This is a genomic window from Streptomyces sp. 1331.2, from assembly GCF_900199205.1.
Classification (GTDB): Bacteria; Actinomycetota; Actinomycetes; order Streptomycetales; family Streptomycetaceae; genus Kitasatospora.
Genome location: NZ_OBMJ01000001.1, coordinates 3,806,024 through 3,825,902 on the forward strand (window position 1 = coordinate 3,806,024; position 19,879 = coordinate 3,825,902).

At 74.6% G+C, this 19,879-nt stretch carries 14 protein-coding genes and 3 tRNA genes; 13 read left to right on the plus strand and 4 right to left on the minus strand.

The genetic code is table 11. The annotated features are described in order from the left end of the window. Positions 1–41 precede the first annotated feature (41 nt). The 3 genes from CRP52_RS37635 to CRP52_RS16105 all read left to right on the plus strand — a co-directional run bounded on the left by CRP52_RS37635 (position 42) and on the right by CRP52_RS16105 (position 2,018). Positions 42–269 carry a hypothetical protein gene (locus CRP52_RS37635; RefSeq protein WP_143685755.1) on the plus strand — a complete coding sequence of 76 codons (228 nt, stop codon included), beginning with the start codon at positions 42–44 and terminating at the stop codon, positions 267–269. 122 nt (positions 270–391) lie between these two features. Next, positions 392–721, plus strand: a complete 330-nt coding sequence (locus CRP52_RS16100) for a hypothetical protein (protein ID WP_097237026.1) — start codon at positions 392–394, stop codon at positions 719–721. A gap of 496 nt (positions 722–1,217) precedes the next feature. Next, the gene (locus CRP52_RS16105) at positions 1,218–2,018 is read left to right on the plus strand and encodes a pyridoxine/pyridoxamine 5'-phosphate oxidase (RefSeq protein ID WP_257032521.1); all 801 of its coding nucleotides are present in this window, start codon (positions 1,218–1,220) and stop codon (positions 2,016–2,018) included. An 82-nt stretch (positions 2,019–2,100) separates the two neighbouring features. Here the strand turns inward: CRP52_RS16105 and CRP52_RS16110 are convergent, their stop codons facing one another. After that, a complete protein-coding gene (locus CRP52_RS16110; protein WP_218893093.1) occupies positions 2,101–3,171 on the minus strand; it encodes an EamA family transporter in 1,071 nt (356 codons plus the stop codon). Between the two features lie 152 nt (positions 3,172–3,323). On the opposite strand from CRP52_RS16110, the gene CRP52_RS16115 reads away from it, so the two are divergent. From CRP52_RS16115 to CRP52_RS16125, 3 genes are all read left to right on the plus strand, one after another. Beyond that, positions 3,324–4,190 carry a DUF1906 domain-containing protein gene (locus CRP52_RS16115; protein ID WP_097237028.1) on the plus strand — a complete coding sequence of 289 codons (867 nt, stop codon included), beginning with the start codon at positions 3,324–3,326 and terminating at the stop codon, positions 4,188–4,190. Between the two features lie 52 nt (positions 4,191–4,242). Then, entirely contained in the window at positions 4,243–5,463 is a 1,221-nt protein-coding gene (locus CRP52_RS16120) for a hypothetical protein (protein ID WP_097237029.1), read from the plus strand. A gap of 174 nt (positions 5,464–5,637) precedes the next feature. Continuing rightward, positions 5,638–7,299 (plus strand): long-chain fatty acid--CoA ligase, encoded by a 1,662-nt coding sequence (locus CRP52_RS16125; protein WP_097237030.1) that lies wholly within the window; start codon positions 5,638–5,640, stop codon positions 7,297–7,299. A 72-nt stretch (positions 7,300–7,371) separates the two neighbouring features. On the opposite strand, the gene CRP52_RS16130 is transcribed toward CRP52_RS16125, so the two are convergent. After that, positions 7,372–10,899 carry a hybrid sensor histidine kinase/response regulator gene (locus CRP52_RS16130; protein ID WP_097237031.1) on the minus strand — a complete coding sequence of 1,176 codons (3,528 nt, stop codon included), beginning with the start codon at positions 10,897–10,899 and terminating at the stop codon, positions 7,372–7,374. A 177-nt stretch (positions 10,900–11,076) separates the two neighbouring features. On the opposite strand from CRP52_RS16130, the gene CRP52_RS16135 reads away from it, so the two are divergent. The 6 genes from CRP52_RS16135 to CRP52_RS16160 all read left to right on the plus strand — a co-directional run bounded on the left by CRP52_RS16135 (position 11,077) and on the right by CRP52_RS16160 (position 17,406). Next, positions 11,077–11,170 (plus strand) — tRNA-Ser (locus tag CRP52_RS16135). A 218-nt stretch (positions 11,171–11,388) separates the two neighbouring features. After that, a tRNA-Arg gene (locus CRP52_RS16140) sits at positions 11,389–11,464 on the plus strand. 31 nt (positions 11,465–11,495) lie between these two features. Next, a tRNA-Arg gene (locus CRP52_RS16145) sits at positions 11,496–11,571 on the plus strand. A 414-nt stretch (positions 11,572–11,985) separates the two neighbouring features. Beyond that, positions 11,986–14,952, plus strand: coding sequence for an Ig-like domain-containing protein (locus CRP52_RS38915; RefSeq protein WP_107474897.1), 2,967 nt, complete (start codon positions 11,986–11,988; stop codon positions 14,950–14,952). Between the two features lie 193 nt (positions 14,953–15,145). Continuing rightward, positions 15,146–16,417: an SPFH domain-containing protein gene (locus tag CRP52_RS16155; protein ID WP_097237032.1), complete on the plus strand. Its 1,272-nt coding sequence runs from the start codon at positions 15,146–15,148 to the stop codon at positions 16,415–16,417. Beyond that, positions 16,414–17,406, plus strand: coding sequence for a C40 family peptidase (locus CRP52_RS16160; protein WP_097237033.1), 993 nt, complete (start codon positions 16,414–16,416; stop codon positions 17,404–17,406). Before CRP52_RS16155 ends, CRP52_RS16160 begins: the two co-directional genes overlap by 4 nt. Positions 17,407–17,485: 79 nt before the next feature. Here CRP52_RS16160 and CRP52_RS16165 read toward each other — a convergent pair whose 3' ends face one another. Next, positions 17,486–18,433 carry an aldo/keto reductase gene (locus CRP52_RS16165; protein ID WP_373560559.1) on the minus strand — a complete coding sequence of 316 codons (948 nt, stop codon included), beginning with the start codon at positions 18,431–18,433 and terminating at the stop codon, positions 17,486–17,488. Between the two features lie 163 nt (positions 18,434–18,596). On the opposite strand from CRP52_RS16165, the gene CRP52_RS16170 reads away from it, so the two are divergent. Then, entirely contained in the window at positions 18,597–18,797 is a 201-nt protein-coding gene (locus CRP52_RS16170) for a hypothetical protein (protein ID WP_097237035.1), read from the plus strand. Between the two features lie 60 nt (positions 18,798–18,857). On the opposite strand, the gene CRP52_RS16175 is transcribed toward CRP52_RS16170, so the two are convergent. Next, positions 18,858–19,865 carry an endo alpha-1,4 polygalactosaminidase gene (locus CRP52_RS16175; RefSeq protein ID WP_257032522.1) on the minus strand — a complete coding sequence of 336 codons (1,008 nt, stop codon included), beginning with the start codon at positions 19,863–19,865 and terminating at the stop codon, positions 18,858–18,860. Between the last annotated feature and the right edge of the window lie 14 nt (positions 19,866–19,879).

Genomic DNA, 19,879 nt, shown 5'->3' on the forward strand with positions numbered 1-19,879 from the left:
TTCTGATGGTCGGGAGATGGCTGGAAAGTCGACATGGAAGGGTGACCGAACTTTTCAGGGGCGCGTTCGTGGTTCGTCTGCGCCGGGGTGGTGCGACAGGTGGTTCGTCCGGCGTCGAAGCGCCGTTTCCGGAGGCCCGTCGAGGTGCCGCCGTTCGAGTGAAAATCCCAGGTCAGCAAGGGTGCGTCGGCGAGTTTCCCTTTGCTTCGCTGTTATTCCCGGCCCTGGTGGATATCACGCTAAAGGGCGAAAACGGCTCCGTCGGCTAGTGCTTTGTCGATTTGTTGCGGAAGTCTGACGTCCGGCGTCGCAGCCCGCAGGTGTTCGTCTGGCCGGCGAACCTTGCACACCATGCTCGATCAATGCGATCAACACCTTCTTGGAGGCATTCATGGCTCGCATCCACTCCCATCGGGTGGCCGGACTCCTGCTCGCCGGGCCGCTCGCGGCCGGTCTGCTGCTGGCAGGCGCCGGTGCTGCCGTCGCCGACAACGGCGCGGGCGCCGCGGGCGGTTCCAACGCCGGCGTGGTGTCCAACACCGGCACCGGCAACGTGTTCGGCGGGGTCGACGGCAACTACGTCTCGAACCAGCAGACGGCCACCGGCTCCGGCGCCTCGAACCAGAGCAACACCCTCGCGGCGAAGGACAACGCGGGCGCCATCCTGGCCGGCCAGGGCAACAAGAACGTCAACGTCATCTTCGCCCCGATCTTCCCCTGACCATGCCGAGCGGCCGAGCGGCTGTGTGGCCGCGGAGCCGAGTGACCGCGTGATCGCATGACCGCACCGGGCACCACGGAAGGCGGGGGCGCCGGAGGTGGCTGTCCACGGGCGGGCCGAGCATCGGCGGTCGGGCCCGGAACGGGCCGGAACGAACGGAGCAGCAGGAAACAACCGGAACAACCGGAACAACCAGAGGGATCCGCGCATCACGGAGGAACAGCGCATCGACCGGCCAGCGGAAAGGGTCGCCGCGAAACCGGCTTCGTGGGCGGTGCCGCCATCGGCACCGCCCACGAGTGCGTCCGGCGCCGCTCCGCCCGCCGTCCACCCCGTCCCCGCCGACCGGCCGCGATCCGCCGACCCGAGGGCCCGCGCCCGGAGCCGTCGGCTCACGGCGGTACGGTTGCGCTCCGACAGCGCACCACGTTCCCGGGCCCGGAAGGGCCGGCCCGGCCGGGGTGGCGACCGCGGCAATCGGAAGGAAGGGTGCGCGATGGCGGCGGAGGAGGAGGGCCTGACCGGTCCGGACGAGGCCAGGCCTGCACCGGAGCCCGATCCCGCGGCGCAGGCGCAGTCGCGCCCGGAGCCGACGGTCGAGCCGGCCGGTGAGCGCCGGCCCGAGCCCAGGTCCGTCCCCGAGCTGCTGCTCGGCCGCCCGCCGATGGCCCGCCCGCTGCCGTCCTTCGACCACACGGCCGCGCCCGCCGCGCCCGGCCCGCTGTTCGTGGACTGGCTCGCCACCGCGCTGGACGCCGGGGTGCTGGACCCGCAGGCGTTCACCCTCTCCACCGTCGACTCGGACGGCATGCCGGACGCCCGGGTGCTGGTGCTGCGTGACGTCGACGCGGCCGGCACCGGCTGGAACTTCTCCGCCGCCGCCGACAGCCCCAAGGGCCGTCAGCTCGCCGGCCACCCGGCCGCGGCGCTGAGCGTCTACTGGCCGCAGCTGGGCCGCCAGGTGCGGGTGCGCGGCACCGTCGAGCGGGCTGCCGACGTGGTCGCCGCCGCCGAGTTCGCCACCCGTACGCCCGCCGCCCGGGTCGGCGCGCTGGTCGGGCGGCAGAGCGAGCCGCTGTCCTCGCCGGCCGAGTACGACGAGGCGGTGGCGGTCGCTCGTCGCCGCCTGGAGGCGCACCCGGACGCGGTCGCGCCCGGGCACGCGGTCTACACCCTGTGGGCGCACGAGGTGGAGTTCTGGCAGGGCGACGCCCAGCGCCGGCACGTCCGGCTGCGCTACACCCGCACCGGCCCGGTCAGCTCCCCGGAGTGGTCGCGCACCCTGCTCTGGCCGTAGTGCATCGGGGCGTCCTCAGCCGTAAAGCCCCGACGCCCCGACGCCCCGGCGCGCGCTGACCCCCCCGACGGAGGCGCCGCGCCTACCGGCGCCCGGTCAGCGTGGCACCCACGCTGGCCGCCACCACGCACCCGATCCCGGCCAGCTGCGGCACGCCCAGCAGCTGGCCCAGCACCACCAGGCCGACCAGCGCGCTGACCGCCGGCTCCAGGCTGACCAGCACGCTGAACACCCGCTGCGGCATCCGGCGCAGCGCGGTCATCTCCAGCGCGTACGGGATCACCGGCAGCAGCAGCGACACCCCGGCCACCGAGGCGAGCAGCACCAGCGGCGAGGCGTCGGGCGCGGTCAGCCCGTCCCAGGCCTGGCCGAGCCCGAACGGAGCCATCGTCAGCGCGCCGACCGTCATCGACACCGCCAGGCCCTGGAACCCCTGGAAGGTCGCGCCGACCTTGTCGGTGAACAGGATGTACAGCGCGTAGCAGGCGGCCGCCCCGAAGGCGAAGAGCAGGCCGACCGGGTCGAGCGAGCCGCCGCCGTCCCCCTCGCCGAGCAGCGTCAGCAGCATCACGCCGGCGGCCGCGAGCAGCGCCCAGAGCAGGTGGCTGGCGCGCCGGGCGAAGACCAGGGCGACCGCGAGCGGGCCCAGGAACTCGATGGTCGCGGCGGTGCCCATCGGCAGCCGGTCGATCGCCCCGGCGAACAGGAAGGTCATCCCGGCCGAGGCCATGCCGAGCAGCGCCGCCGCGGCGAGGTCGCGCGGGCGCTTGTCGCGCAGCTTCGGGCGGGTGGCGGCGAGCAGGATGACGGCGGCGAAGCCGAGCCGCAGGAAGGTCGTGCCGCTGACCCCGAGCGGGCCGAAGAGCGGCTTGGACAGCGCGATGCCGGTCTGCACCAGGAACATCGCGGTCAGACAGAGAAGCGGCGCCGGGATCCTCTCCGGGCGCCGCAGGACCTTGCCGAACCGGCCGGTGGAGCGGCCGGGCTGGACCTCGGGTGGTGCCCCGGAGCCGGAGGAGGCCCCGCCTCGTCGCCAGCTGCCCCGCTCGCCGGCAGGCTCGCCCTTGGGGGCGGGCGGCATGGCAAGGGCCTCGGCGACGGCGGCGGCCGACGACGAGGCGGCGGGGGTTTCGCTGGTATGGGAGGTGGGCATAGTGGCGAGTTTGCCGTAAGGAGTGCTGAACGGGCAAGCTCGTTACCAATATCGGGACGGATGCGGACGGGTGCGCCCGAAGGGGTGGCCTCCGGAAGGCCTCGCGGCGTGGCTGCCGGATTCATCCGATGGTCCGTCAGTAACAAGGCCGGATGCGCTACCTCCGTCCCGCCTCCCTCCTGGCCGCCTCCCTCGTGCTCCTGCTGGCCACCGACGGGACGGGCGTGAGCGCCGGAGCCGCCGCCCCCGTCGCCGTCCCCCGCATCCGGGCCGTCACCCTCCCCGACCGGGCCGTCCCGCCCCGGGTGCGCGAGAGCTGGAGCGGCCCCGCCTTCGACGTCTGCACGGCGCCGCCGCTCGACACCCTGCGGGCCTGGCGCGGCACCTCCCCGTACGGGGCGGTCGGCATCTACACCAGCGGCTCCCAGCGCGGCTGCGGCCAGCCCCGGCTCACCGCCGAGTGGGTGCACCACGCGCGTGCGATGGGCTGGCGGTTCCTGCCGGTGCACGTCGGACTGCAGGCGCCGTGCGCCGATCCGAGCCGCAAGCCCAAGCGGATCGACCCGGCGAAGGCCGTGCAGCAGGGCCGGGACGAGGCCGACGAGGCCGCCCGCGCGCTGCGCTCGCTCGGCTTCGCCCCGGGCAGCCCGGTCTACCTGGACATCGAGGCCTACCCGCTGCACGATCCGGCCTGCGGCCAGGCCGTCGTCGACTTCGCCCTCGGCTGGACCCAGGCCCTGCACTCCGCCGGCTACCGCTCCGGCGTCTACTCCAGCCTCGACTCCGGCATCGCCGACCTGGCCGCCGCCGCCCGGGCCGGCAGCTCCCCGCTGCCCGATGCGCTCTGGTACGCCCGCTGGGACGACCGCGCCGACACCGCCGGCTCCGGCGGCCTCGACCCCGACCTCTGGAACCTCCACCAGCGCGTCCACCAGCACCACGGCAACGTCGCGGAGAGCTACGGCGGCGCCACCCTCACCGTCGACCGCAACCAGACGGACGGCCCGACCGCCGACTGACGGCCCCGCCGGTAGGGTGACCCCCGATCGAGCAGACGGGGGGCGGGGCGCCATGTCGGACGGCCAGGGGTACGGGTACGGCTATGGGCACGGCGCACCGCCGCCCCAGAACCCGTACGCACAGCCCGTGCCGCAGAACCCGTACGCACAACCGGTCGCGCCGCCGCACCCGTACGCCGCGCCGCAGCCATACGCCGCGTCGCAGCCGTACGCCGCCCAACCCCCGTACCCGGAAGCCCAGTTCGCCCCACCGTCCGCACAGGCCGCGCCACTCGCACAACCTGCGCCGCCCGCACCCGGAGCCGCCTTCCCTGGCCCGGCCCCGCGCCGCGGCCGCCTCGCCGTGCTGCTCCAGTTCCTCCTCCAGTGGATCTACGCCCCGCTCTGGATCCTCGGCCTGGTGCTCCTCTTCGCCGTCCTGCTCCTCGCGGACTACAGCGGCAGTGGCCCCAGCTCCGACGGCTGGCTGAAGGTCAACCGCACCTTCCTCCCGCCGCGCCGCCTGCGGGCCGAGCTCACCGGCCGCCCGGAGGACTGGGAGCGCTACCTCACTCCGATCCTCCGGCGCCGCATCGAGGCCGCCGAGGCCGCGCACGCGGCCGGCGGCGGCGAGGTGCAGGCCGACCTCGGCCGGGAGGTGTCGGTCGGGCTCGCCGTGCGCCTCTACCGGGGCCTCGGCGCGGACGGCGTGGTCCGGCTCGCCGAACGGCACGGCTGGCAGGGGTCGTTGTCCGGCACGGACGCCGAGCAGGTCCGGCTGGTCCGCCGCTTCCCCGCCCCGGCCGGCCTGAACGCCCCGTCCCCGCAGGACCCGCCCGCCGCCCCCGGTACCCCGTGGGGCCCGCAGCCGACCCGCCCGGCGCTGCTGCTGCCCTTCGTCTTCCTCCTCCAGATCCTCTACGTCCCGGTGTACGGCCTGCTCACCTTCTGGGTGAGCCGCCCGGAGCCGGACTACTGGGAGCGCTGGGGTGCCCGCTGGACGGTCGGCCCGCGCGCCTTCCGGGCCGAGTTCACCGACAGCCCGGCGGCCTGGGACCGCCACATCCGCCGGATCCTCGCGCGCGACACCGCCCGCAAGGACGGCAGCAACGGGCCGCCCACCGGTCCCGGCGGCACCCGGCTGCGCCGCATCCGGCTGAACCGCGCCACGTACCGCGGCGCCGGCGCCCACCAGGCCCTGCGCATCGCCGCCGAACAGGGCTGGACCCTCGACCCGGCCTACACCCCGGACCCCGCCAACTCCCTCCGCCTCTGCCGCCACGAGCAGGCCTGACGGTCCGGTAGGCCGGGATCGCCCCGGCCACGGCCGGGCCGTGATCCGTGCAACGGTGTCGGGATGCTGACAGCGGGTGGCGCGAGACGGCAAAATCGGGCAAGTCCGCGCACATTACCGCCCGGTAGGTGCCGCAGGCGCAGCCGCCAGTGCCCGCCAGGTCAAGGAGGACCCGTGTTCAGCACGATGCAGGACGTCCCGCTCACCGTCGCCCGAATCCTGGAGCACGGGTCCACGATCCACGCCCGCTCGACCGTCACCACCTGGGACGGCACCGGTCCGGTCGTGCGCAGCTACGCCGAGGTCGGCGCCCGCGCCGCGCAGCTCGCCTGCGCGCTGCGCGACGAGCTCGGGGTGACCGGGGACGACCGGGTTGCGACCCTGATGTGGAACAACTCGGAACACCTGGAGGCGTACCTCGCCGTCCCCGCGATGGGGGCCGTGCTGCACACGCTCAACCTGCGGCTGCCGGCGCAGCAGCTGTCGTTCATCGTCAACCACGCCGCCGACCGCGTGATCATCGTCAACGGCACGGTCCTCCCGCTGCTCGCCGCCGTCCTGGCGGACCTGGCGCCCACGCTCAAGCACATCGTGGTGAGCGGCCCCGGCGACCGCTCGCTGCTGGCGGGCTTCGCGGGCGGCGTGCACGACTACGAGGAGCTGATCGCGGGCCGGCCGACCACTTTCCCGTGGCGCAGCGACATCGACGAGCGCGAGGCCGCCGTGCTCTGCTACACCTCCGGCACCACCGGCGACCCGAAGGGCGTGCTCTACAGCCACCGCTCGGTCTACCTGCACTGCCTGCAGGTCAACACCGGCGACAACTTCGCCTTCACCCCGCGCGACACCGCGCTGCCGGTGGTCCCGATGTTCCACGTGAACGCCTGGGGCATCCCGCACGCCGCCTTCATGTCCGGCGCCAACCTGCTGATGCCGGATCGTTTCCTCCAGCCCAAGCCGATGGCCGAGATGATCGCCGCCGTCCGCCCGACCGTCAGCGCCGCCGTCCCCACCATCTGGAGCGGCCTGCTGGACGAGCTCGACGCGGGCGACTACGACACCTCCAGCCTGCGCATGGTGGTCATCGGCGGCAGCGCCTGCCCGCCGTCGCTGATGCAGGGCTTCGAGGAGCGCCACGGCATCCGGGTCATCCACGCCTGGGGCATGACCGAGACCTCCCCGCTCGGCTCCTTCGCCCAGCCGCCCGGCGGCCTGACCCCGGAGGAGGAGTGGCCGTACCGGGTCACCCAGGGCATCTTCCCGGCCTCCGTCGAGGCCCGGCTGATCGGCCCGGGCGGCGAGAAGATGCCGCACGACGGCGTCTCGGCGGGCGAGTTGGAGGTGCGTGGCCCGTGGATCGCCGGCGCGTACTACGGCGGGGCCGGGCAGGACCCGCTCCGCCCGGACGACAAGTTCTCCGAGGACGGCTGGCTGCGCACCGGCGACGTCGGCACCATCACCGCGGACGGCTACCTGACCCTCACCGACCGGGCCAAGGACGTCATCAAGTCCGGCGGCGAGTGGATCTCCTCGGTCGAGCTGGAGAACGAGCTGATGGCCCACCCCCAGGTGGCCGAAGCCGCCGTGGTCGCCGTACCGGACGAGAAGTGGGGAGAGCGCCCGCTGGCCACCGTGGTGCTGCGCCCGGGCGCGACCGTCGGGCTGAAGGAGCTGCGGGCCTTCCTGGCCGGGCGGATCGCCTCCTGGCAGCTGCCGGAGCGCTGGTCGATCGTGGAGTCGGTGCCGAAGACCTCGGTCGGCAAGTTCGACAAGAAGGTGATCCGGGCCAGCTACGCGGCGGACGAGCTGGACGTCACGGTGCTCGGCAAGGAGTAGCCGCAGGGACGGAAGCGGCCGGTCGCCCCGTAAAGAAACGGGGGCGACCGGCCCTTCGACGTGTGCGGGGGCTCAGCCCGCGGCGGCCACGCCCGCCTCGCCCATCGCGCCGATCCGCCCGAGCAGGTCCACGATCCGGCCCTGGACGTCCTCGCTGGTCGAGCGCTCGGCCAGGAACAGCACCGTCTCGCCGGTGCGCAGCCGGGGCAGCTCGCGCGGGTCGAGGTCCACCGAGGTGTAGACCACCAGCGGGGTGCGGTGCAGCCGGTCGTTGGCGCGCAGCCAGTCCAGCAGGCCGACCCGGCGGCGGCGGATCTGCAGCAGGTCCATCACCACCAGGTTGGGCTGCACGCTGCTGGCCCGGGCCACGGCGTCGTTCTCGTCCACCGCGTGCTCGACGTGCATGCCGCGCCGCTCCAGGCTGCTGATCATGGCGGCGGCGATGTCCGGGTCGCCCTCGACCAGCAGGACGCGCGGGGCGTGGTGCTCGCCGTCGCGCGGCGCGAGGGCGCGCAGCAGGACGGCCGGGTCGGCGCCGTACGCGGCGTCCCGGGTGGCCTGGCCGAGGCCGGCGGTGACCAGCACCGGGACGCGGCGGTTGAGCGCCGCGGTGCGCAGCGACTGCAGCGCGGTGCGGGTGATCGGGCCGGTCAGCGGGTCGACGAAGAGGGCGGCGGGGAAGCCGGAGACCTGGGCGTCCACCTCCTCGCGGGAGCTGACGATCACCGGTAGGTAGCCGCGGGCCTGGAGGGCCTGCTTGGTGGCCGGGTCGGGCTCCGGCCAGACCAGCAGCCGACGGGTGTTGGCCAGCTCGCCACCGGTGGCCGACGCCTGCTCGGGGAAGGGCGGGGCGCCGGCGGGCCGCTCCTCGGCAGCCGCGAGCTCCGCCATCGGGCGCGGCGCGGTCCGGGCCTCGGCCGGGACGGGCGGCTGCGGCGCGCCGGCGGGCACCGCGGCGGTGCCGAGCGGGCGCGGCGGGGCGAGTTCGCCCAGGCCGGTGCCGACCGGGCGCGGGCCCGACGGTTCCTCGGCGGCGGGCAGTGCGGGCCGGGCGGGCGCCGGCGCGGTGCCGGGCGTGCCCGGCTCCTGGCCGGACGGAGCGGCGGTGCCCACCGGCGCGTCCGGGCCGGGCCCCGGCGGGACGGCCAGCCGGCGGCGGCGCCCGGTCGGTGTGGCGGCCGGTTCGGGCGGCGCGGGCGCGGGGCCGACCGGCAGGGCGTGCTCCAGGCCGGGGTAGACCGGGGCCTCGGGCATCCCGGGCAGGGCGAAGCCGCCGGAGGAGTCCTCGGCGGAGGGCAGGGCGCGGCGTCGACGGGGCTTGGGCTCGCCGGGAGCCTCCTCCGGGGCGGCCTCGGCGGTCGGGGTGCCGCCCGCCGGGGTGCCCTCGGCGCCGGCCGGCGCGGCGGGGGCGGACGCCGGGGCCGGACCGAGCGCGAGCGGTTCGCGCCCGCCGGTCCGGTTCTGCTGGGCCCGCTCGCCCTCGACGGGCACGGCGTAGGCGGGGCCGGAGCGGCCGTCGTCCTTGCCCCACGGGTCGCTCTGCACGCCGTTCGGGCCGGCCATGCCCTGACGGCCGTACGCGGGATCGTTGCCGGTGCCGTTCCACTGCTCGGGGACGGCCCGTTCGACCCGGGCGGGGGCGTTCGGCCACTGGTCGGCGGGGGTGTCGGGGGTGCCGGGCGCCGGGGTCTCGGCGGCCGGCCGGCCACGGCGACCGCGCCGCTCGGCGGCGGGCGGCTCCTCGGCCGGAGCCCGGTCCGGCTGCTCGCCCGTCGGGACGACCGGAGTGGCCTGAGCGGGCTGGGCGGCCGGGGCCGGCTCGGCGGGCCCGTCGCTGCTGGGCAGCTGGGGGATGCCCGGGAGCTCGGGCAGGACGGCGCTGTCGGTCTCCTTGGGCCGGTCGGAGCGGCCCTCGGCGGACGCGCGCTCGGCGGCGGCCTTCGCGGCGGCCGGGTCCAGCGGCAGCTCGACCACGTACGTGGTGCCGGCCTTGCCGGGCAGCTCGTGCGGCTGGAGCACGCCGCCGTGCCGCTCGACCACCGCGCGGGCTATCGGCAGGTGGACGGGGCTGCCGCCGACACCGGGGCCGCGGATCTCGACCCGGGCGACCTCGCCGCGCTGGGCGGCGGCCAGGACGACGGTCGGCAGCTCCACGGCGGGCGGCAGCACGGGCACCGAGCCGCCGTTCAGCCCGGGCACGGCCAGGCCGGGAGAGGGGGCGATGGGGGCGTCCAGTGCGTAGCCGGTGCCGCTGACGTCGGCGACCAGGTGGGCCAGCGCCTGGGCGAGCCGCCGCTCGTCGGCGATCACCTCGACCGCGGCGGCGTGCACCGAGAAGCGCACCCGGCCCGGGCCGACCAGCTCGCCGGCCTCCTCGACGGCCCGGCGCACCACCGCGTCCAGCGAGACCGGCACCCGCGGCGCGGACTTCCGGCGCCCCTTGCCGTCCCCGCCGTCGGTGCCGCCCTTGCCGTCGGTGTCGTCCTTGCGGTCCTTGGCGTCCTTGCCGTCCTTGGCCTCGGCCGCGCCGCTCTCGCCCGCCTCGCACCGCTGGTGGTCCAGGACTCCGTCGATCAGCTTCCCGAAGCGGCGGCACTCGGCGGCGAGCCGGCGCAGCGTCCAGTTGGCCTCCGGCCAGAGCTGCCCGGCGGGGTCCGCGGCGAGCGCGTCCAGCCGCTGGTTCAGCGCGTTCAGCGCGCCGCCCAGCTCGCTCTCCAGGACGGCGGTGAGGTGCTCGTTGCGGGCGACCAGGGCGAGTTCGCGGCTGCGGTCGGTGAAGGTCATCACCGCGCCGACCAGCTGGTCGCCGTCCCGGACCGGGGCGGTGGTGAGGTCGACGGTGACCGGCCGGCCGTCCTTGCGCCACAGCACGGTGCCGCGCACCCGGTGCTTGCGCCCGGAGGTCAGGGTGTCCAGCAGCGCGGACTCCTCCAGCGCCAGCGGGGTGCCGTCGGGCCGGGAGTGCTGGATCAGCGGGTGCAGCTCGCGCCCGCCCAGCTCGCTCGCCCGGTACTCCAGGATGTGCGCGGCGGCCGGGTTGACCAGCACGCAGCGGCCTTCGAGGTCGACCCCGAGCACGCCCTCGGCGGCGGCGCGCAGGATCATCTCGGTCTGCTTGTGCTGGCGGCGCAGCTCGGCCTCGACGCCGAGCCGGCCGGACAGGTCGCGGACCAGCAGCAGGAGCAGGTCGGAGGAGGACGGCGAGCGCGAGCCCTCGCGGTACGGGTCGTACGGGACGAGCGGGGAGAGTGCGTAGCCGCGGCCCTCGCTGCCGTCGTCGGCGAAGTCGTTGCCGGAGACCTCGACCGGGAAGGTGGTGCCGTCGGTGCGGTGGGCGGTCATCCGGACCGGACGGTCGAGGGCGTCGCCGTCCCGGGTGGCCGGCCGCATCGAGCCCGGGATCCGGCTGGGGTCGAACTCGGGGAGCAGGCCCAGCACGCCCATGCCGACCAGTGAGGTGCCCGGCGCCTGCAGCGCCTGGACCGCCGCGCTGTTGGCGTCCACGACGGTGCCGTTGCTGTTCACCAGCAACAACGCGTCGGGCAGGGCGTCGAGTATGGCGGCGAGGCGAGCAGCGCCTCGGATCGGCCTGCTGCTCACGTCGACAGGTCTCCTCGGCTCGGGGCAGCTCCTCCGGAGACGGCAGTATCTCATTCTTCTTTGCGGCGGGGTCGACCCGCCTAGTAACGTGGGCGGTGGTTGGTGCCGAGCCCCACGGTTGTGGCATCATCACTGACACACGGAACGGGTCCGCTCGCGCGGGCTTGGTCCATGTGGGGAGGCTTCGCCTAGTCCGGTCTATGGCGCCGCACTGCTAATGCGGTTTCGGGGTTATTCCTGATCGAGGGTTCAAATCCCTCAGCCTCCGCCAGTCGGGAGCCCCCGTCGACGATCTCGTCGGCGGGGGCTCTTCGCGTTCCCGGAGGCCGGGCGGAGCCGGTCGGCGGCAGGTCGGGCCGGGCCGGCCGCCCGCCCTGGGCGGACCCGGGGCGTCCCCGGGGGCGGGGCCCGGGGCAATCGATTTCGCCCCACGTCGCAGGTCATGTAATGTTGTCCACGCAACGCCCCGGGGCAACGTTCACGGGGCGAGCGCTCATAGCTCAACGGATAGAGCACTTGACTACGGATCAAGAGGTTGCAGGTTCGAATCCTGCTGAGCGCACCAAACTCCGCAAGATCGGGTTCGCCCGTTCCTTGCGCTCATAGCTCAACGGATAGAGCACTTGACTACGGATCAAGAGGTTGCAGGTTCGAATCCTGCTGAGCGCACCAGCGAGAAGCCCCCGGCCGTCGGCCGGGGGCTTCTCCCGTTCCCGGCTCCGTGACGACCCCGGAGCGACCACCCGGGAGCGATCACCCAGGAGCGGACATCCCGGCCGCTCGCGGCGGGTCGTTCGAACAGGGCTTCCCGATGAGTGGTCAGATACCGTCCGCCGGAATCCCCCGGATCGGCCGGGATTTCCCGTTCCGGTATCCGTGCGGATCGACCCGTTGTCGCCCAACGGATGAAAGGCGGCCGTTTCGGGTACATCCCGCCCTGCCGCCCGGATGACCGCCGAACGGGTGGGACACGGCCGAAAGCGCAGGTGTCGCAGGATCGCCGTTCCGGCGTCGTGATTCCTTCTTGTCGGATCTTGTGCCCGGACTGCCCGCCCCATTCGGCAGCCGACCGCGAAGGAGAGCCGGATGAGCCGACAGTTCCACCGCACCGCTGCCACCCTGGCGGTCCTCACGGTCGGGCTGCTGACCGGTTGGAACGTCCCGCTCTCGGCGGCCCAGCAGTCCCCCGGTACCTGGTCGGGCGACCAGCGGGCGCTGCTGCCCTCCGGGCTATCCGTCCGATTCGATGTCGAGGCCTCCCCCGGGGTGGGCGTCACCGCCACCCCGGGCGAATTGGCGGACCACCCCGGAGGGGGGCATTCCACCGGCCTCTATACCGACGGAATGCGCCCCGGGGCTCCGGCCCAGACCTTCGGAATCACCCCGGACCATCCTCAGGCGGACGGTTCCTGGCACACCCTGGGGACAATCCGGCTGAATTTCTCCCGACCGGTCCGCAATCCCCGATTGCACCTCAGCGGCCTCGCCGCGACCGCCACCGGGAAATCCGGGGCCACCAGCACCGCGACCCGGCTGACCCTCACCGGCGGCACGCCCGCCGCCCCCACCCTGGTCAAGCGCACCGGCTGGCCCGGCTGGACGGTCGACGGCAGCACCCTCGCTCCCGCCGGCCCGGACGGCACCTCCGACGCCGCGCCCGGCTCCGCCGCCGAGGGCTCCCTGGAACTCGACGGGACCTTTCGTACCGCGGTCTTCCGGATCGAGCAGCGCTCCACCGCCCGGGCCGGCAGCACCACCGCCCCGCCCGTCCTGCGCCAGGCCTACACCGTCAGCGTCGACGAGGCCCTGGGAACAGCGCCACAGGCCTACGGCAACGCCTCGCACGTGATCTCCGACCTCTTCCTCGGCGCCGCCGCCACCACCCCCTCGCGGCGCGGCCCGAACGGCCCCGCCACCGCGGCGGAGGACGAGCCGATGATCCGGCTCGACCACGGCGCCTCCCTGCGCAGCCCCTTCGCCGACCCGCCGCCGCCCAAGCTCCAGCCCGGCCGCAGCGAGTACCAGGGCGCCGACCCGTCCATCGGCTTCCCCGTCGACGCCGCGATCGGCCGCTACTACCGGGTCACCGTCCCCGTCGCTGTCGGCGACCAGCCCGCCACCCTGGCGGGCTGGATCGACTTCGGGCACACCGGCAGGTTCGACGCCGCCGGGCGGGTGCAGACCGAGGTCCCGCCCGGCGCCGACACCGCCACCCTGGAGTGGACCGTCCCGCCGGGCGCGGCCTCCGGCGAGACCTGGGCCCGGCTGCGGATCGGGCGCGACACCAGCCAGCTCGTCCCCTCCGGCGGCTTCGCCGACTCCGGTCAGGTCTCCGACCAGCGGATCAAGCTGACCGTCGGCGCCGCCCGACCGGAGATCGCCGAGCCCGTCGACGGCACCGTCCTCGCCGACGGCCGCCCTGAGATCAGCGGCGAGGGCGCGGTGGCCGGCGCCACCGTGGAGATCCGCGAGGACAACGCCGCGCTCTGCAAGGCCAAGGTCGCCCGCGGCGGCACCTGGTCCTGCCGGCCCGCCACGGCGCTCGCGGCAGGCCCGCACGGCCTCACCCCGGTGGAGACCACCAGCGGCGGCGTGGTGCTGCGCGGCGAGGTGGTCAAGGTCACCGTGAAGACCGCGCCGCCGGCCGCGCCCGCCCTCTCCCTTCCCGCCTACACCAACGACCCCGGGCTGCAGCTCACCGGCACCGGTGACGTGGACAGCACGGTCTCGGTCGCCGACCGCTCCACCGCGGGCGAACTGTGCAGCACGACGGTGCACGCGGACGGCCGGTGGTCCTGCCTCCCGGTCGAGAACCTGACGGACGGGAAGCACCAGCTCACCCCGGTCGCGGTCGACGCGGCGGGGAACCGCACGCCAGGGCAGCCGGTCACGCTCGTGGTCGACACCGTCCCGCCGGACCGGCCGGTGCTCACCGCGCCGGCCTCGGGGGAAACCGTGCGGGTCAGCCGGCCGAAGCTCGCCGGGCGGGCGGAGCCGGGCTCGAACGTCCTGGTCACGGCCAGGGTCGGTGCGGACCCGAACCAGCGGACGGTGCTGTGCGGCGCGACGACGGCGATCGACGGCAGCTGGACCTGCACCGCCAACCGGGACCTCGCGGACGGGGAGCAGTGGCTGACCGTCACGGCCACGGACCCGGCCGGGAACGGGACCTCGGCGGACCCGGTGCCGGTACGGGTCGCCGCCGCAGCGGCGGTGCCGACGCCGGTGGTGCCGTCGGTGGTGCCGAGCCCGTCGGCTTCTGCATCGGTATCGGCTGCGGCCGGCCCGGTGGCTGCCAGCCCGTCGGCTTCGCCGTCGGTGACGCCGACCGCGGTGGCTTCGGCCTCCGCCTCGGCCTCCGCCTCCGCCTCCGCCTCGGCCTCCGCCTCCGCCTCCGCCTCCGCCTCGGCCTCCGCCTCGGCCTCCGCCTCCGCCTCCGCCTCCGCCTCGGTTTCGCCGAGCCCGAGCCCGAGCCCGAGTCCGTCCGTCGTGGCGGTGCCTTCGGCGCAGGTGACGGTGCCGGTCCCACCGGGAGTCCTGCCGGTGGTCGTTCCGCCGGTGACTGCTCCATCGGCGACCGAGAGTCACGTGGCTGCCGTGCCGTCACCCTCGCCGTCGGTCTCGCCGAGCCCGAGCCCGAGCCCGAGCCCGAGCCCGAGCCCGAGTTCGAGGCCGAGCCCGTCCGTCGCGGCGGCGGTGGAGGCTCCGTCGACGGCCGCTTCGGTGTCCGTCGTTCCCTCTGCCGCTCCGACGGCCTCGACCATCGCGACGTTCTCCCTGACGCCGATGCCGACTCCGACGTCGACTCCGACCCCCACCGTCACCAGGCCCCGAGGGGCCGAAGCCGTCGGAGCCGACGAGGCCGGCGAGGCCGAGGAGGGGGAGGCCCGGCCGCTGGCCGCGCCGCCGATGGACGCTGCGCAGAGTGGGGCCGGGCGGTCCGAGGAGGCCGGCTGGCGCGGTGGACTCGCCGGGGTCCTGCTCGTGCTCGCCGGGATCGGGCTGATCACCCGCCGGGTGTTCGCCCGTGGGCCCGGTGCTCGCAGGCGCTGACCTGCGCCGATTGTTCCACTCGCCCGTTCATGTGCCTGCGCGTCGGGTCGGCTTGGACGATTCGTCAGCAAATGTCGACACACCTCGGCTCAAATGTCGCATTTGATGACGTATGAACTTAGCCTGACCATGGCACTGCCCGTCAGATCCGGGCCGCCCGTTGCGCGACACACCAACCCCAGAGGATCCGTGCATGGACGTCACCCGCGATTCTTCGCAGCGACCCGAGAACCTGTCCAAGGCGTTCCCACCGGCCGTGCCGGAACGTTTCGCCTCTGATGCGGGCCCGCTGGCCGGGGCTTCGGCGATCAGGGCGGTCAAGGCCGCCCCGGCCGACAGCGGGCCGGCGACCACCTCGCTCGCCGTCCTCCCCGGCCCCTCGTCCGTCGGCCCGGTGGACCTGCGCGACCCCTTGGAGGCCGCCGCCCCGGAGACCGTCGAGCTGCTGGATCCCGTCCGGACCGGGGCATCCACCGCCGCCACCTCGCGGCGGCCCCCGCGGGCCGACCAGGCGCTGCGCGAACACGCGGCCACCACGCTGCCGGGCTGGCTCGCCCTGCTGGTGCTGCTGCTCGGCCTGGCCGGGGCGCTGTTCGTGCTGCTGCGCACCGGCGTCGTCCCGCACTGGGAGGTGCTGCCCGACCTGCGCGGGGCCGGCGCACGGGCGAGCGGGCGGGCGGAGGTGGACGCCCGGGCGATCGCCGGGGTCAGCGCATCCGGCCTGCTGGTGGTGCTCGCGCTCGCCGGGCTCCTGGCCAACGCGGGCGGCGAGACCCGGGTGCTCTCCCGCTGGGGCCGCTACCGGGGGACCGTCCGCCGGACCGGCCTGGTCTGGGTCAACCCGCTGCTGCGCCGCCGCCGGGTGGACGTGCGGCTGCGGCACTGGCGCAGCGAGCCGGTCAAGGTGGTCGACCGCACCGGTACGCCGATCGTGGTCCGGCTGCTGGTCGTCTGGCGGGTCAAGGACACCGCGCGGGCGCTGCTGGCGATCGAGGACCACGAGGGCTACCTGCGCGAGCAGGTCCAGGCGGTGCTCACCCGGACGGCGTCCACGCTGCCCTGCGACAGCAACGCGGCGCCGGGGCCGGCGCTGCGCGACGGGCAGTGGTTCGCCGACGAGATGACCAGGGCGCTGGCGGCCGAGGCCGCTCCGGCGGGCCTGGAGGTCTACTCGGTGCAGCCGCTGGCGCTGGACTACGCGCCGGAGGTCGCCGAGTCGATGCGCCGCCGCCGGTTGGCCGACCTGGACGCCGGCCTGCGGACGGTGCTGGTGGACGACGCGGTGGAGGCGGCGGCGCTCGCCGTCCGCCGCCTGGAGCGGGCGACCGCCCACGAGCTGGACGAGGCCGCCCGCAGCGCACTGATGGAGCAGCTGCTGGTCGCCTTCGTCGCCCCGGCCGGATTGGCCGCTTCGGTACCGCCCCCGGCCGCGCGTGCCGGGCGGAAGGAAGGACGACCCGCATGAGGATAGCCACCGGCGCGTACGCCGAACCGGGCATCGGACTCGACGAGGATCCCGGTCTGATCGGCTTCGAGGAGCGCCTGGGCAGCATCCCCGCGATCACCGGCTGCGGCTGCCCGAACTGCGCCGCCCGGCCGCGCACCGCCCGCGGTGCGACGGCAGCCGGCAGCAGCCGAATGCACCGCGCCGTACGGAGCACCTGCCTGGCCACCACCGTGCTGGCGGGCGCCGGCGTGGTCGGTCTGACGGCCGGGGCCGGATCCGCGCACGCCGCGGCCGGGAAGCAGGGCTGGGACGGGTCGAGGTACTGGTTCAAGAACGCTGCCGGCGAGTGGCGTTGGACCAGCCACTACGACGTCTACACGGCCCGCACCGGCCGTTCCGGCAGATCCGGCGCCGCCGGCTCGGGTTCGACGGCCGTCTCCAACGGTTCGGCCTCCTCCTCCGGGCTGCGCCAGGGGTGGGACGGCTCGAAGTACTGGTTCAAGAACGGCAGCGGCGAGTGGCGCTGGACCAGCCACTACGACATCTACCTGAACCGCACCGGGCAGTCCGGGGGCGGTTCGGCCGAGGACCCCGCTCCCGCCCAGCCCGCGGGCCGTCCGTCCTCGGACACCGTGCCGGACGCCGGGAGCAAGGAGGAGGCCGTCGACTTCGCGCTCGCCCAGTTGGGCAAGCCGTACGTCTGGGGCGGCGACGGCCCGTCCGGCTACGACTGTTCGGGGCTGGTCCAGCAGGCCTACCGGCGGGCGGGGATAAGCCTGCCGCGGGTGGCCGACGACCAGTACGCGGCGACCACGCCGATCAGCGCGGGGCAGCTGCGCCGCGGTGACCTGGTGTTCTGGTCGGACAGCGGCCGGGCCTCGGGGATCCACCACGTGGGGATATACCTGGGCGGCAACACCTTCGTGGAGGCGCCGCGGCCGGGCAGGACCGTCCGGATCTCGACCCTCGACTCGGGCTACTACCCGACCCACTTCGGGCGGCCGTAGGGCCGGTCGGCCGCAGGTGACGCACTGGGCCCCCGACAGCACACCGCTGTCGGGGGCCCGGTCGCGCGCGGCGAGGTGCTCAGGCGGCGGAGGCGGCGTCCAGGAGGGCGGTCTGCTCCGGGGTGAGCTTCAGCGTGGCGCCGGCCAGCAGCGGCGGAAGCTGCTCGACGGTGCGGGCGCTGGCGATCGGGGCGGCGATCGTCGGGCGGGCGGCGAGCCAGGCCAGGGCGACGCCGGCGAGCTCGGCCCCGTGCTCGGCGGCGACCACGTCCAGCGCCTCCAGCACCTTGGGACCGCGCGGCTCGGCCAGGTAGCGGGCGGCGCCCTCGGCGCGGGCGCTGTCGACACCCGGGCCGCCCGGGCGGTACTTGCCGGTCAGGAAGCCGGAGGCGAGCGCGTAGTACGGGACGGTGGCCAGGCCGTGCTCGGCGACCACGTCGGCCAGCGGGCCCTCGAAGGTGTCGCGCGAGACCAGGTTGTAGTGCGGCTGGACGGCGACGTACTTCGCCAGGCCCTCGCGCTCGGCGAAGGCCAGCGCCTCGGACAGCCGGTCGGCGCCGATGTTGGAGGCGGCGACCGCACGGACCTTGCCCTCGCGGACCAGCTCGTCCAGCGCGGTGACGAACTCCTCGACCGGGGTGTCGTCGTCCCGGTGGGTGTAGTAGAGGTCGATCCGATCGACGCCCAGGCGGCGCAGCGAGGCCTCGGCCGAGGCCTTGATGTTGGCGGCGCCCAGGCCGCTGGCCTCGGGGTGCATGCCGACCTTGGTGGCGATCACGACGTCCTCGCGGTTGCCGCGGCTGCGCAGCCAGTTGCCGAGGACGGTCTCGGACTCGCCGCCGGTGTTGCCCGGAGCCCAGGCCGAGTAGACGTCGGCGGTGTCGACGAAGTTGCCGCCGGCCGCGGCGTAGGCGTCCAGGACGGCGAAGGACTGCTCCTCGTCGGCCGTCCAGCCGAAGACGTTGCCGCCGAGGGCGAGCGGGAAGACGGACAGGTCGGAGGTGCCGAGGCTCACCCGGCTGTGGATTCCGGTCATGGTGGCAGTCAACCGGATTCCGCGGCAGGGCATTCCGTTCGCCGCACGGTCTTCACGAGCCCGTCGTACCGTCGTCGCACGACGGGGTGGTGGGCCGGCCGGGACGGGGGTCCGGGCTGTGCCTGAGGTGGGCCGATTCGTTAGAGTCCGTGCCATGGCTGACAACGACTACGACCCCGCCGGCAGCACCCAGATGTTCCGGGCGTTCGTCGACGAGACTCCGGCTCGCCAGGAGCCGGGCAACGTTTCCACCTACGGCCGCAGCGGCGGCGGCAACCGTACCGGTGTGATCGCGCTGGTCGCGGTCGTCGCACTGGTCGTGCTGGGCGCCGTCGTCTGGCTGGCGGTCAAGTGACCCGCGCGCGGGTGACCCTCGTCCGGGTCACCCGCGCGACGGGAGGCAGCGGAAGCGGCCTCAGCAGGGCTTGCGCCAGGCGTTGAGGTCGAGCTTCTTCTGCATCGAACTGAAGCCCAGGGACTTGGCCTTGGCGCAGAACTGGTCCGTGTCGAGCTTGTACTCGACGTGGAAGACCGCCTTGCCCGCCTTGACGAAGGGCGCGACGCGGTCGCACTCGTCGAACTGCGAGCACTCCTCGTTGACCGCGAAGTCGAAGTCCGGCAGCAGCGCGGGGATCTGGTCCAGGTCGTTCTTCAGGCCGATGGCCAGGCCGCGTTCGTGCGCGAGCTGGGCCAGCATGCGGTTGTACCTGAGCTGGTCGTCGGGGCTCAGCGGGAAGCCGCTGTTCTGGTTGTAGGCCTCGATGGTGTCCGGCTCGATGGCGTCGAAGCCCTTGCTCCTGCACATGTCGAAGCGGGCGGCCATCAGCGGCTTCAGCTGGTCGAGCTTGCGGATGTCGAACCACTTCTCGCCCTTCCAGCCGGTGTCCGAGCCCTGCAGAGCCTTGGCGAAGGCTGTGGAGTCGGGGCGGAAGTTCTCCCAGGAGCCGGCGTTGATGTAGCAGATCACCTTGCGGCCCTTGGCGTGCAGCGCGGCCACCACCGAGGCGTCGTTCTCGAAGCCGTCGATGTCGTAGACCGGCACGTCCACCGACTGGTCCACCGGGCCGCCGCCGAGCTGCCACTGCCAGGCCAGGCCCGGGGTGGGCTGCCAGCGGGCGCCGGACGGCTGCGGGGCGGCGGTGCCGGGCGTGCCCGGGGGCGTGGTGCCGTTCGGCGTGCCGGGGCCCGTGCTCGTGGCGGGGGCGCTGGGCGAGCCGGGGGTGGCGGGGGTGCTGCCGTCGGGGGTGCCCGGAGTCGTGGTGCCGGGCGTGCCCGGGGCGGTGGCCGCGGGCGGGGTGCTCGGGGAGCCGTCCGCTGAGTTGTCGTCGTCCTCCGATCCGGAGCTGCTGCACGAGGTGGCCAGCAGGGCGGTGGCGGTGGCGAGGGCCAGGGCGGTCGGCAGCAGCCGGGTGCGGCGGTTCACGGTAGTCGAACTCC